Origin of the sequence: Paenibacillus sp. ov031 (genome assembly GCF_900143165.1) — a bacterium.
In the GTDB taxonomy this organism is placed as follows: Bacteria; Bacillota; Bacilli; order Paenibacillales; family Paenibacillaceae; genus Paenibacillus; species Paenibacillus marchantiae.
Window position 1 is genome coordinate 234,012 of the sequence record NZ_FRDO01000004.1, and the last position, 13,466, is coordinate 247,477.

13 protein-coding genes are annotated in these 13,466 nt (G+C 47.1%); 2 read left to right on the forward strand and 11 right to left on the reverse strand.

The window, feature by feature from the left end:
• Positions 1–5: 5 nt before the first annotated feature.
• From BUA17_RS18570 to BUA17_RS18605, 8 genes are all read right to left on the reverse strand, one after another.
• Positions 6–1,571, reverse strand: a complete 1,566-nt coding sequence (locus tag BUA17_RS18570; RefSeq protein WP_072734554.1) for a DUF4127 family protein — start codon at positions 1,569–1,571, stop codon at positions 6–8.
• Between the two features lie 27 nt (positions 1,572–1,598).
• Positions 1,599–2,417, reverse strand: coding sequence for a carbohydrate ABC transporter permease (locus BUA17_RS18575; protein WP_083584785.1), 819 nt, complete (start codon positions 2,415–2,417; stop codon positions 1,599–1,601).
• A gap of 26 nt (positions 2,418–2,443) precedes the next feature.
• Positions 2,444–3,325 (reverse strand): carbohydrate ABC transporter permease, encoded by an 882-nt coding sequence (locus tag BUA17_RS18580; RefSeq protein WP_063567945.1) that lies wholly within the window; start codon positions 3,323–3,325, stop codon positions 2,444–2,446.
• A gap of 68 nt (positions 3,326–3,393) precedes the next feature.
• Complete coding sequence (locus BUA17_RS18585) at positions 3,394–4,707, reverse strand: ABC transporter substrate-binding protein (RefSeq protein WP_240321577.1); 1,314 nt, start codon at positions 4,705–4,707, stop codon at positions 3,394–3,396.
• A 252-nt stretch (positions 4,708–4,959) separates the two neighbouring features.
• Positions 4,960–5,949 carry a serine/threonine protein kinase gene (locus BUA17_RS18590; protein WP_072734556.1) on the reverse strand — a complete coding sequence of 330 codons (990 nt, stop codon included), beginning with the start codon at positions 5,947–5,949 and terminating at the stop codon, positions 4,960–4,962.
• Between the two features lie 155 nt (positions 5,950–6,104).
• A complete protein-coding gene (locus tag BUA17_RS18595; RefSeq protein ID WP_063567947.1) occupies positions 6,105–6,974 on the reverse strand; it encodes an alpha/beta fold hydrolase in 870 nt (289 codons plus the stop codon).
• A 195-nt stretch (positions 6,975–7,169) separates the two neighbouring features.
• Positions 7,170–7,832: a ribonuclease H gene (locus BUA17_RS18600; RefSeq protein ID WP_063567948.1), complete on the reverse strand. Its 663-nt coding sequence runs from the start codon at positions 7,830–7,832 to the stop codon at positions 7,170–7,172.
• 81 nt (positions 7,833–7,913) lie between these two features.
• The gene (locus BUA17_RS18605; protein WP_072734557.1) at positions 7,914–8,417 is read right to left on the reverse strand and encodes a HEAT repeat domain-containing protein; all 504 of its coding nucleotides are present in this window, start codon (positions 8,415–8,417) and stop codon (positions 7,914–7,916) included.
• A gap of 214 nt (positions 8,418–8,631) precedes the next feature.
• On the opposite strand from BUA17_RS18605, the gene BUA17_RS18610 reads away from it, so the two are divergent.
• Positions 8,632–9,198 carry a DUF421 domain-containing protein gene (locus BUA17_RS18610; RefSeq protein ID WP_072734558.1) on the forward strand — a complete coding sequence of 189 codons (567 nt, stop codon included), beginning with the start codon at positions 8,632–8,634 and terminating at the stop codon, positions 9,196–9,198.
• Between the two features lie 124 nt (positions 9,199–9,322).
• On the opposite strand, the gene ssuD is transcribed toward BUA17_RS18610, so the two are convergent.
• Positions 9,323–10,483: an FMNH2-dependent alkanesulfonate monooxygenase gene (ssuD, locus tag BUA17_RS18615; protein ID WP_072734559.1), complete on the reverse strand. Its 1,161-nt coding sequence runs from the start codon at positions 10,481–10,483 to the stop codon at positions 9,323–9,325.
• Between the two features lie 230 nt (positions 10,484–10,713).
• Between ssuD and BUA17_RS18620 the strand changes: the two genes are divergently transcribed.
• Entirely contained in the window at positions 10,714–11,316 is a 603-nt protein-coding gene (locus BUA17_RS18620) for a TetR/AcrR family transcriptional regulator (RefSeq protein ID WP_139295692.1), read from the forward strand.
• 226 nt (positions 11,317–11,542) lie between these two features.
• Here the strand turns inward: BUA17_RS18620 and BUA17_RS18625 are convergent, their stop codons facing one another.
• Positions 11,543–12,310: an ABC transporter ATP-binding protein gene (locus tag BUA17_RS18625; RefSeq protein ID WP_072734560.1), complete on the reverse strand. Its 768-nt coding sequence runs from the start codon at positions 12,308–12,310 to the stop codon at positions 11,543–11,545.
• A gap of 2 nt (positions 12,311–12,312) precedes the next feature.
• The gene (locus tag BUA17_RS18630) at positions 12,313–13,389 is read right to left on the reverse strand and encodes a FecCD family ABC transporter permease (RefSeq protein WP_211754053.1); all 1,077 of its coding nucleotides are present in this window, start codon (positions 13,387–13,389) and stop codon (positions 12,313–12,315) included.
• Between the last annotated feature and the right edge of the window lie 77 nt (positions 13,390–13,466).

A 13,466-nucleotide genomic window follows, 5' to 3' on the forward strand; every position in this document is an offset into this window, starting at 1 on the left:
GGTTCTCACCCTCTCTCTAATATTCTGCTTTCCTTACCCGGGTTGGATGGTACGAATCGTACAGACAGGCCCACTTCGAACATCCGGTTCCATGGCATATAACAATCGGTAATCTGGATACTCCCTGCTGCAGTATCGATCCGCACAGCAAGCTCTTGACGCAACCTTTCCTCTACTCGGGCGGCAACAAGGCCACGAGACCCATCCAGCAAGTACTTGCCATAGCCCATCTCCTGCACCGGGCCATTGCTAAGTTCTCCCCGAACGACTGAACAATAGCAGACATCCTCAGCATAGCGGAGGGCGAGGAAATCAAGATGCGACGGTGTACGACCATAGAGCAGATAGATCAACGCCTGCGAAATAACGGTGCCAAGTGAGTTGGAACTGGTATTCCAGGCGGCATATCCAGCCAGATCAAATAACATGTCTTTTTGCCGCAGCATCTTGACCAGCTTCTGATCCCCACCATTGGCATATCCCACATCCGCTACAGCCACCGGCTTGTTCTTGCTCCTGAGCAGAAAGTGTCCATATTCCACCAGTTCCATCAGGTTTCGGTATACATCGTAGCTGTAAAAAGAATGCTGCTGCGACACCGCTTCCGCCATCGTCTCTCCGGGTGTGCTAATCAACAGCACCAGATCTGCTTCAGTCGCACTGGATGCAATCAACCCACCTGCAGCCAAAATCTGATATTTGAGCGTCTCATAGAAAAATCGATCCTCGAATAGCGGGGTAACAAACGCCCCCTGAACAGATGATAATCGTGGGTACACCAGCGGCATCCGGCCGCGAGCCTTATTCATCATTCTGGAGAGCAGTACGCAACCAACTTCGTCCGCACCAGGATACATGTAGACTTTAAGTTCCAGATCAAGGGCGGTAATCCGGGCTCGCACTTTCTCCTGATCCTTGGCTGTATGTCCATAAGGCGCCGAATCATCCTGCGGCACAATCATGAAGTCGATAATTCCTTCCTGGACCAGAGCCAGCACTTGCTTGTTAGCTTCAATATTTACGGCCCTGCGTCCCAGGTAATCTTCCAGCACTTCCATTGGTAGACGGTTATCGATATCGGCCAGCTCGCGGATCTCCTCATCCGTCGCAATCCCCAGCTCCATCCGATGGCTGATGAAACCTTTGCGAAAAATCTCTCTTCCCCAGTCGGCGTAATAATCCGGCTCTTCATCGGACAGGGAATATTGCGGGCAGCGCATAATTAGTTGGAACGCATACAGGGTTAGCTGCGGGTACTGCTGCTTGATCCCCCGAAGGCGCTCCAGACGGGCCGTTAGTTCATCCGGCTTCAACTGATGCAGACGGGAAGGAATAATCCCGCCATAGAGCAACGTATCTAAGGCAACGATTGCTCCATCTGCCCCTGCACAGCTCTCCTCAAACCAGGTCCATAACTGTTCCACATCGCCCGGACGCTTTTTCAGGCCCATGATTTCAAGTGGCGGACGCTCAACTTTGAATTCCGTTCCCTGTGCCAACAAATAAGGAAACTCATAATTGCAAGGCCGTTCATCTAACGGAACAAAGGTTAGCTTATACTGCTTCGGCATGATTACGTTCACCCTTTCTGTATTTTTTTATCCTTTAATCGCTCCGGCGATGCCTTCCATATAGTATTTTTGGGTGAAAAGGAACACGATGATAATCGGCAGCACCGAGATCATGGTGCCGGCGGCAATCCAGCCGAAGTTATACGAGAACTGACCGTTCAGATACGTCAGGGCCGCAGCCAGTGGATATTTCTGCGGATCATCCAGCACCACAATCGGCCACAGGAAATTGTTCCAGAATGCCATAACTTCAAGCAAGCCAATGACGGCAACCCCTGGTTTCACCAATGGCATGACAAGCTGCACGAAGATACGGAACTCGGAGGCTCCATCCATTTTGCCAGAATCCCGAATATCCGTCGGTATGCCCAGGAACGTTTGTCGCATCAGAAAGATGTTAAATACCGACACCGCGGCCGGAAGCACAACACCAAGAAACGTATTGCCTAAGTGAAAGGCCTGAATGGTTAAATAATGCACAATCATCGCCGTTGCCGACGGGATAATCATGGTCGAAATCAGCAGCGTGAACACCAGATTACGTCCCCTGAACCGAAAGGTCGCGAGTGGATACGCCGTTAGGCAGGACAAAAAGATGTTAAACACTACCCCAAGGAGCGTAATCACCACCGTATTTATGATGTAGCGTGGAAAATCCATGAACTCCCACACCTGCACGTAGTTATCGAAAGCGATGAAGGTAGGGAGAATTGCTGGTGGATTCGCGAACACATTACGACCAGGCATCAGCGATACGCTGAGCAGCCACAGAAAAGGACCCATCATAAACACGGCAAGCAAAATCAACAGTACATAAATGATCAAATGACGAAGGGCTTTTTTCATTTTTTTAGACGAAAACGTACGCCGAATCAATAGGTATTCACCCCGCCTCTCCGGTTCAGCCGGAACACCAACACACTGAGCGCTGCTACCATCACACTGACGATCAGGCCAAGCGCCGAGGCATACCCGAAATTGAATTGCTCCAGCCCTTTTTGAAAAATATATACGCTCGAGGTCAGCGTGGACGTACCCGGCCCGCCCTTGGTGAGAATATAGACCTCATCGAATACACGAACGGCACCCATCACCGAAATTACGGTGCAAAAGAGAATATGCGGCCGCAGCAACGGAAGCGTCACATGAATAATCAGTCTCAGCGGTCCAGCTCCATCCACTCTGGCGGCTTCGTACAGATCTGCCGGAATACTTTGAAGCCCAGCCAGATAGAGCATCATGTAATAGCCGAGACCCTTCCACATGGTGATGAACATCAGCACATACAGCGCCGTACTGCTCGTGGAAAGCCAGGAGACCTGCTCACTAAGAATGCCAACCTTCAGCAGGAGGTAATTGACCACCCCGTTATTGCCCAACAGCCAGCTCCAGATCAGCGCCACTGCGACCATGGAAGTTACAACCGGTATGTAGTAGGCAGCCCTGAACATTTTGACGCCCGGAATCCGGCTGTTAACCAGAATGGCCATGAGGATCGAGATGATTTGAATCACCGGTACAACCAGCACATACACCAACGAATTCCACAGCGAAATCAGGAAATTGTGATCTTGAAAGGCCCGGGTAAAGTTATCCAGACCAACGAAATGTGTCTCCGTAATGACAGAATAATCGGTTAATGAGAGGGGTATCCCGTAAATAATCGGCCAAAAGGTGAAAACCGCCAGAAACAACAATCCCGGTGCCATAAACGCCCATGCAGCAAAAGATTCGGATCGAATCGCCTTGTACACGGCTACGCCTCCCTCTCTTCTAGGATCGAGGGGGAGTACTCCCCCTCATCAGACTGTATCGCACAAGTTCAGGAATCCTGGTTAAGAATTTGGTTAACTTCCTTCTCCACTGCGTTCAAGGTTTCTTTAATATCTGCTCCGTTCATCAAAATTTCCTGCAAGCCCCGTGCCAATGCGGAGTTGATATCTCCTGCATTCGGTACGCCGACCATGTAATCAGTTGCTTTATCTAGACTTTGAGAGGAGGCTACCTTGGCTTCGGCTTCCAGCGATCCGTCGGATTGCGTAAAGAACGGATCTTCAATGGAGGCTTTGCTCGACGGCAGCGTGTTGGCTACCTTGGAGAAGGCAGTCTGGTTCTCTGCATTGGTAATAAAGGCGGCAAATTCCACCGCTTGCTCAGGGTTTTTGGATTTCTGTGGCACGACGAGATCCATGGAATTGGAGAGCCGCAGGTTCGCTTTGCCCGTTGGGAGCGTTACTGCAATCGTATTTTTGTAAACATCCGGTGCAGATTTCTTGATAAAGTTAATAAAGGTTGGACCCGACAATTGAAAAGCGACCTGCTCCCCGGAAAAATACTGGATCTGCTTGCTGAATTCCGCATCCTCCTTCAGCACCACGCCTTCGGCCATCAGATCACGCATTTGAGCGATCATCGCCTCTGCTTCCGGCGTATTGAAAGCGGCGGCCGTTTTGTCCTCATTTAAAATCGGAATGCCGTCGATTGGAAATAGCTTGGAAATAAGCTGCTGCGCATAACCGGCCACTCCGGTCTTTTCATGGACCTGACGGGCCCACTCCACAAGTTCCTCTCGGGTCTGCGGCGGATTTGCCGGATCAAGGCCTGCCTCCTTCACCAGCTTGGTATTCATGAACAGCACTTCGGTACCTGTGTACCAAGGAAGCGCGTAAGCTTTGCCATCCAAAACAGTAGAATTATAAATGCCTTCAAAGTAACTCTTCGCTTCCTCATCTGTCAGGTATTCGCTCAGATTCAGCAGCGCTCCCTTACTTCCCAATTGACTGGCGAATTCGGTATTGAGATTCACAACATCAGGACTTTTGCCACTGGCCGTGCTGGTCAATAAACGCTGCGAAATGGCATCATAAGGATAGTCCTTCCACTCGACCTTCACGCCAGGATGACTGCTCTCATACTTGGCAATCAATTCATTGAAGTAATCGTTGAACGTTGGCTGTAAAGCAATCGTCCAAAACTCCAGTGTCACCGGCTTTCCAGCTTCCGTACCCGTCTCCCCAGTGCTTCCCGGACTCGGCGTACCAGCCGTATTGTCATTTCCTCCGCAGGCGGCAAGCAGCATAGACATCATAACGACTAGCAGCAAAGAAACTGTGAAGCCCTTTCTGTTGGTGGTCACACAACATTCCCCCTCAGTTTGGTGTAAGACGGGAGCCGGCGCTTACGTCAGATTTCCTGGCTAATTACTCCATCTTTCCAATGGAGTATATGCAGACCCTGGAGTTAGAATGAAGTATTCTTCCAGAAATAAATTAAAAAAAGAAATAATTTTTCTTTTAGGCTAAAAAAACACAAAAACAAGCCAGTTCGATCCGTGAAAGGACCAAACTGGCTTGTTTGTTACGACTATATGTATAAGACAAGGCTGCAATCAAGCCGTCTCATGCTGTTTCTTCGGCTCTGCTTCGTAGACTTGGGTATGTTCATTTTCAGCCAAAACCCATTCTACCGTGCCAGGTTTGCGTATTTTCCACATCCAAGCCTGTACTTGAAGTGATCTCTTAACCCAAGCGAGGGACGCACAACGTTGCTCGGAACGAACCGATAATCCCCAGTGAATAACGCGTGCGAGCCACCGGTTCACATACTCATTATGAGAACGCACAGATGGCAATTCATCGCGGAACAATCGCTGTTTCACATCCATAGGGGGCTGCCCGCATGTCCAATAATGAAGCAACGCTGCCAGGCTATATATGTCTGACATCGGTCCCTGACTGGATTTCTCGGAGTAGAACTCAAGCGGCGAATACCCGGCCGATGTAAAGATCGCCTGTTTTTCCCCGGATTGTACAGGCCAGCGAGCCGCCGAACCGAAGTCCAGTAGTTTGGGCGTGCCGTCTTCCATCACCATAATATTGGATGGCTTCACATCACGATGAAGAATTCCCTGCTTATGAATATAGTCCAGTGTATCTACCAGCGGAAGTAATGTCTCCGTAATAAATACCGCGTCCAGCGCATGATTTCGCTCAATCAGATATTCGGTTAAGGTTATCCCTGTGCAATATTCCATAACAAGATACCCTGTGTCATTTTCTTCGAAATGATCCACATACGACACAATATGAGGATGATTCAGCGTGGATAACAGCTCTCCTTCTACCAAAAATGCAGCAAGAAGTTCCTGATACTGACCACTGAACCCCCGTGAAGAACAGAACACTCCCCGTTTGTCAGCCTGACGTGCTGCCAGCCTCTGGGGGAAAAACTCCTTGATCGCTACCTTTGCACCTGTATTCCGATCTCTTCCTGCATATACAATAGCCAGCTCACTGCTAGCCATGAGATGTCTTACCTGATATGTATCATTTAAAATTACATTGCGTTGCAATGCCATTTTACAATTGTCCTTTTTCATAACAGACCCTCTTTTCAACCTTGTCGATCGGAAGACTTGCCGCATGTTGCATCATTTGGTCCAACCAGACAGGCGTTTCATCGCCAACCATGTATATAAACCAAATGATGCAATTTGAATCACAACCATGCGGAAATATTTAAAAATTTCTAAATTTAATAATTCTTCTGTAAAAATTGCTGAATTTCTTGGTTCATCTGGATCAACACGTCTTGAGACGGGAAATGACCTGTGTCGTATTTGATTGCTTTGACATTCGGAATAATCTTCTGAGCTCTTTCAATGACCTTATCTGCTGGGAAAAAGACATCCTTCTCTCCCACCAATAGAAGTGTTGGCGATGCATAATTCACCAATTCCTCCTGCTCCGTAAGCTTGGGCATATCCTGCTCCAGACTGACGTATTTGAAGATTTTCCCGATTATATTTTTATCTATTTCTTTCATACAACTGCATGACATGATATCCGCGATCTTTTGCAAAGAAGTTGGAGAAGAAGTCATTTTGTACGTTACAAGTGGCAACACGATATCCTGAGCCATCTTAATTTTGGATCCCACGGCCAGTCCAGCGGGTGCTACCAGAACAGAACATGCAATTCGGTCCGGAATGTAAGTTGCCAGTCTTAGGATAATTCCGCCTCCAAAGGAAGGACCGATAAACGCACTTTTTTCGATCTTGTAGTGATCCAGCAAATCAGAAATCCACAAAGCCAAACTATCAAACCTTGCCGAAATTCGTGTTTCTTCACTGTAGCCTGGATGACCGATCGTATCCGGCGCGATAATCCGGTAATCTTTGAAAAGAGAAGAGAACCATGACAACGTCATCGGATTCACACAATTTCCGCCCTGGAGAATAAATAGCGGCTTACCGTCTTCTGGACCTGTTAATAAAACATGCGTTTGTCCAAAACGTGTCTCGACGTACTCTCGTGTAAAACCTTCGCCCAATTGCTCAACATACGCTTCGTATTCCTCAAGTATGCTGCTCTTGCCTTCTTCACTTCTATAAATGGAACTCATGTCTGCCTCCTGCAAAGTATACTCTTTCAAGATTTTATGGATTTTAAGGTCCATAAATATAAAAGAGCCCGCTGATGACAGGCTCCTTCATATGTGTAACTTATCATAATGAACTGATTATAGAATGGAAACTGGAAATTGTAAACATCGTTTCTCATAGAAAATTAATAATACAGAAATTGTAGAGAATTAGGGCTATTTTCGGCCGTAATCTGCCTTGATTTCGCCCCACTGCTTGGTCTGCCATTTTAGCACTTTATTGCTATACGTATTCGTTCGGAGCCACTGCTCAGCACGGTCAATCATCAGCCAGATCTCTTCGGTGGAAGCATCCCTTGCGAGCGTGGTGGACACCGCTTTTTGCTTCAACCATTTCATCGCATTGACGGAGTCCGTATAAACCGTCTTACTACTGCCCTCTTTTTTGAGATACGCCAAGGCATGTACGATGGCCAGAAATTCCCCAAGGTTGTTTGTACCTTTGGAGATTGGCCCAACGGAGAAAATAATCTCACCCGTGCGGGTATCTACGCCTTTATATTCCACCGGCCCTGGATTCCCACGCGTACCAACATCAACCGAGATGCTGTCATAGTCAATTTCTGCAGAGGTCTCCATGCCCGCACTTCTTCCGCTACTGCCAGACTTCGTCTTCGAAGAAGCGCCTGAACCACTGGCACCCGTACCCCAGTTTCCTTTCCATCCTGCACGATATGCCTCTTCGGCAGCAGCTTTCGATTCATACGATTTATATTTTGCTCCGGTAAAATGATCCGTTTGTGCTTTGCATTCCGCCCATGTGCTGTATACGCCAGGCTGCTTTCCTGCCCAGACGACATAGTATTTCTGCTTTGCCAATATGACCCGCTCCTTCGTTTGCTGCATTCAATTCCTTATTGTAAACGATAGGGAGGTGAGATTGAAAGAAGCGTGTTTATCTTATTCCTGCACATGATACCTCCATTTCTTCAACATCTCTAATGCTACTTCCAGAAGCTTGCTTTGGTTATGTGAGATTTGCATTTCAATAATTGTTTGACACCTAAGGTTTTGTAAATCCGATAACTTATCCATCATTTGCTCCAGCAACATGAATGACTGCGCGCTCACTTCCAGACTGGAATCACCGATAAATGGAATAATGTTCTCAATATGTACTATGTAATTCAGGTTTTCAAGAGCGTATAGCAATGTGCCTCTGCTTCCTGATGTCTTGGAGTCTGTGATGACTTCAATTAACGGTTCGACTGCTCGATCATCTCCAATGTCAGATAAAGCGATAGCAATTGTGTTGCGTAGTATGGCGTTGTCCGTAGATTTCAGGAGTTCAATCAAGAAAGCGAATTGAGTTATATCCTTTTTTTCACCAATATATGATATTTGTTTAACAACGCCTTCCATATCTCCTTGGGAAAGATGCTTTTGTATCATGTTTGTATACATTGTACGTTGTATCACTCCTCATTTAGTTAGAAGAAAGCTCTCCATAATAATATCGGTCATTTCCTTATTTTAGGATGTAGTATAATGGTCCTTATCATGCCGGGACTATTTTCCTTATCTACATCTCTTGTCCTAAACAATTGTATATTTCAACCAGATCAGGAACAGGCTAAGAAATACGACACATGATTTGGTACAGAAAGGAATACAACCAATGGACTGGATATGGAAATCCATCTTGCTTGTACTGATTGGCATGATTCTGCTGCGGATTGCTGGACGTAAATCCATCTCGCAGATGAGTGTAGCCACAACGGTCATTATTATCTCGATTGGTACAACGATCGTGCAGCCCATTGCGAACCATGAGTTAGGCAAAGCGATCGGGTCAGCGACGGTATTTATCCTAATGCTTCTGATCGTTGAACAATTACAATTGAAGTATAATTGGTTTGAAAAACTGATGAGCGGAAAATCGAAGGTTGTTGTGGAAGATGGGAAGTTGAATCTGCCGAATTTGAAACGCATGCGCTTCTCCGTGGATCAATTGGAGATGCAGTTGCGGGAAAAAGGGATTACAAGTATTGCCGATCTGGAAACGGCCACGATGGAACCAAACGGTCAACTCGGTTACGTGCTCAAACGGCACGCACGTCCAGTAACCATAGGCGATTTGGAAGCACTCCTGAAGCAAGGTACGTGGCCCACGGAATCCAAAGAACTTTTCCAAGAGGTCATCCAGGATGGACACTCGCGTCCAATTGACTCCAAGATACAGTAAATGAAATAGTTGAACAGATATAGAGATGGCTGGCCGCAGGTGGCCCCTTTCTACAGCATGTAAAAAAGACACCCGAATGCCTTCAGGTGTCTTTTTTTGCCTTAATCTGCAATCCGTTATGAAATTAGGATTTGGAGGTAACTTCCGTTTTGACCATGTGGTCCGGAATGTTGTTATTGGCAATGATTTCTCCAAATGGTCCAATAAAGGAATGATCGCCACTTTCTCCATGTTGCGAGTACTGAAGCTTTGGAAATAACAGCTCCGCGGTACGATAACATTCTTCCAGATGCGGATAACCGGATAAAATGAAGGTCTCGATCCCCAGTTCTTCATACTCTCTGATTCTGGCTGCGACCTGATCGGGATCACCGACAAGTGCGGTTCCGGCACCACCTCTAACCAAGCCGATGCCCGCCCACAGATTTGGGCTAATCTCTAGGTTGGAACGATCACCATTATGCAGCTTGGCCATTCTCTGTTGTCCTACGGAATCCATGCGAGCATAGATCTTCTGGGCAGCGGCTATCGTCTCCTCATCCAGGTGGGAGATCAGTTCATTTGCGGCCTTCCATGCTTCATCTGCGGTCGGACGCACAATAACATGCATGCGTATGCCAAAACGAATGCTTCTTCCTTTTTTCGCAGCCAGCTCCCGCATTTGATGAATTTTGGCTTGTACCTGACCCGGAGGCTCACCCCACGTTAAATACACATCGACATGGTCCGCTGCCACTTCCATTGCGGCATCCGAGGAACCTCCAAAATAGAGTGGGGGATGTGGCTTTTGGATGGTCGGATACAGGACGGAGCCACCCTTAACCTTCAGATATTTGCCTTCATAGTCAACCGCCTCTCCCTCCAATTCCTTGCGCCAAATGGTCAGAAATTCATCGGCTAACGCATAGCGCTCATCGTGGTCCAGGAACAGCCCTTCTCCTTCAAGCTCAATTGGATCTCCACCAGCCACCACATTGATCAGCAGCCTTCCTTTGGAGAAACGATCCAGGGTTGCGGCCATGCGTGCAGCTGTGGTTGGCATCATCAGACCTGGACGCGCAGCGACAAGAAACTTAAGCCTTTCCGTGGAAGAAATCAGCGATGAAGCCACAATCCACGCATCTTCACACGACTTCCCCGTAGGTAACAAAACACCGGCATATCCAAGTTCATCCGCGGCTTGTGCCACCTGCTTGCAGTAATGATAACTGACCGCCCGGGCTCCTTCTTTTGTTCCAAGATACCTGCCATCCCCGTGTGTGGGAATAAACCAAAACAGTTCCATAGGTATGACCTCATTCCTATCTTTATATTTTATTTTTCCGATTGATTTGGTATGTTTTATTTATTATGATAGCTATTATCCGTTGGATATCAACGATCAATTAGGCAGAATCTGACGGTTAAACAACGCATTTGACCGATGTGTTGCGAAATGTCTTGTTATTCTACATTCCCAAACCATTTGAAGGCTCAACAAAGTTGATCAATCCGTTGTTTTCGAGGTGATGAGAAGTGAATGAATCCCGTGGAGTGGATCGAAGAATTTTACGGACCCGTGTGATGATTTCCAAAGCTCTCCTGAAAATTTTGCCACAGAAAGCCTTTACCGAAATTAGTGTCGTAGACATCGCGGAACAAGCGAATATCAATCGCTCTACCTTTTACGCCCACTTTCTAGACAAGGATGATTTATTGGATAGCATGGTGAATGAGAAATTTCAACTGCTTGAACAGTTACTGGCGGAACGGAATTCCCACCTTGGGAGTCTACCTTCATTTAACGAGCCAGATCCCATTTTTGCAGCATTGTTCGAGCATATATTGGAGCATGATGAATTCTATCGGGTGATGGTACTCATTAATCCTGCCGGGAATTTCAACAACCGGTTGAATGAAGTGATTAGAGAGATGTTTTTGGATCGGATATCCCAATTAGGTATGGAGCAAAAAGAAGTGCCTCTCGATATTTTGCTGGATCATATCAGCTTTTCCACCATTGGAATTATTCACAAATGGCTTGCTGACAGTAAGGTAAACTCACCTCATCATATGGCTCTTCAATTAACCCGCATTGCCCTGTTAGGAACATATAAAGCGATGGGAGCATCGGTTTAGAGTGAGTGGCCCATCCTCTCCAAAAAAAAGTGATACATAGCATCTGAATAAACGTGACATGTGACACTTGACTCTAGAACAAAAAGAACTGTCATTTAAGCATATATTCCGCTTAAAGACAGTTCTTCTTTTACTACTTATTCCGTAATTGACTGTGCAACCCAAGTTGTAGCGGAAGAGATAAAGAGAGAGCTTATGTGAGATTCAGCTAAGACGGTTCCTTGTCTCATCGCGTACTCAAGTAGGCAATGCCCAGGCCACCTGTCACTGGATTTTCGTATATTTCACATTCCACGTCGAATACTTCACCAATCATTTCACGAGTCAGGATATCGGCGGGTTTGCCATGAACCACAATCTGTCCCTGCTTCACGACATAGAGGTAATCGCAATACTCCGCGGCGAGTTCGAGATCATGAAGTGCAGCCAATATGCCGATATCCAAACTCCGCACAATGTTGAGGATCTGAAGCTGATATTTGATATCCAGATGATTGGTAGGCTCGTCCAATATCAGAAATTCGGGCTGCTGCGCCAGCACTCGGGCGAGGACCACACGCTGCTTCTCCCCGCCGGACAGGGACACGTAATTGCGGTCCGCATGTCCGGTCAGATGTACCTTTTCCAGCGCCTGTTCCACGATTTCATAATCCCGTTCATTATCCGTCTCCAGCAGCTTCTTGTGAGGAGTGCGACCCATCATGACCATTTCACGCACAGTAAAATCAAAGCTCAATTCGTTAAACTGACCCACAACGCCCATATGCCGGGACACGACCTTGGGACTGGATTTCAAAATGTCCGTATCATCGAGAAATACTTTGCCTTGCTGTGGTTTGATCACTTTATAGATGCTCTTGAGCAGCGTTGATTTGCCACAACCGTTCGGGCCAATCAGGCCTACGAATTGCTTGCCATTTACCTGTAAAGAAATGTCCCGGATAATATCCGTGTTCAGCACCGATATGGATACATTTTCTACATTCAGTTTCATGTTTATTTTCCTCCAAAACCGTAGCCTTTTTTGACTAACATATACATAAACATCGGCGCACCAATCATCGCTGTAATGATCCCGATCGGCAATTCAACGCTGGAAATCAGTGATCGTGCAATAACATCCGTGCAGATCAGGAAGATGGCACCGAATAGTACGGATACTGGCATGACTTTACGATGGTCAGATCCAACCAGCCCTCTCACAATATGCGGAATAATCAATCCGACAAAACCGATCATGCCGCAGCTTGCCACCATTACGCCAGTGACGAGAGCCGTTAATAACATATACAACCTGCGATATACACTGAGATTAATCCCGAGCGTAACCGCGGCTTCATCACCCAGCAGCATCGTATTAAGGACCCGGGATTGCAACAGGAAGAACAGAATGGCTACGAGCACAACGATGCTAATCAGCGGAAGCTTGTTCCATCCTGATGAGGCAAGACTGCCCATGGTCCAGAATGTTACGGTCTTGATGCCTTCGGCATTGTTGGCAAAATAAATGATAAAGTTCGAAAAGGCACTGCACAGTGCATTAATGACCATCCCGGCAAGCACCAGCTTGACCGATGTCATTTTCCCCCGAATACCTGCGAGAGCGAGGACCAGCAAGGACGCACCCATCGCTCCGGCAAATGCCCAGAAGGCCACCCCGGTCTGACCAAGCCAGCCAATCGCGCCGAATCCGATCAGAATGGCAAACGTAGCCCCGAGTGAAGCTCCTGAGGAGATGCCCAGTATATACGGGTCTGCAAGTGGATTCTGCACGGCAGCCTGCATAACTGCACCACACAAGGCTAACCCGGCACCGATAAACATGGCCATCAGTACACGCGGAAAGCGAATCTGCCAGATGATATCCGTAAAAGACCCCGCCTCAATCGGCGTAGAGCCGAATTGAAATCCGGTTAATTTGTACAACAGAATACGATAAGACTCGGCGAGCGGAATGCTCACCTGTCCAATGGATACTGCAATTCCAACGGAAATAACCATTACGATGATTAAAGCGGCAATCAATACTGCAAAACCGGATTTGCTGTAAATCAGTGACTCCCTTTTTCCCATACGCTGCTTCTGAATTTGAGCCGTCTGTGCCATCTCTTCCCCCATCAATTCCACTTGAATTTGAATAATAAAAATTT

Coding starts and splice junctions, on each gene's coding strand:
- BUA17_RS18630 (WP_211754053.1), bottom strand. CDS start 13,389: ATGGGAAAAAGGGAGTCACTGATTTACAGCAAATCCGGTTTTGCAGTA.
- BUA17_RS18605 (WP_072734557.1), bottom strand. CDS start 8,417: ATGTATACAAACATGATACAAAAGCATCTTTCCCAAGGAGATATGGAA.
- BUA17_RS18625 (WP_072734560.1), bottom strand. CDS start 12,310: ATGAAACTGAATGTAGAAAATGTATCCATATCGGTGCTGAACACGGAT.
- BUA17_RS18575 (WP_083584785.1), bottom strand. CDS start 2,417: ATGAAAAAAGCCCTTCGTCATTTGATCATTTATGTACTGTTGATTTTG.
- ssuD (WP_072734559.1), bottom strand. CDS start 10,483: ATGGAACTGTTTTGGTTTATTCCCACACACGGGGATGGCAGGTATCTT.
- BUA17_RS18590 (WP_072734556.1), bottom strand. CDS start 5,949: ATGAAAAAGGACAATTGTAAAATGGCATTGCAACGCAATGTAATTTTA.
- BUA17_RS18595 (WP_063567947.1), bottom strand. CDS start 6,974: ATGAGTTCCATTTATAGAAGTGAAGAAGGCAAGAGCAGCATACTTGAG.
- BUA17_RS18610 (WP_072734558.1), top strand. CDS start 8,632: ATGGACTGGATATGGAAATCCATCTTGCTTGTACTGATTGGCATGATT.
- BUA17_RS18570 (WP_072734554.1), bottom strand. CDS start 1,571: ATGCCGAAGCAGTATAAGCTAACCTTTGTTCCGTTAGATGAACGGCCT.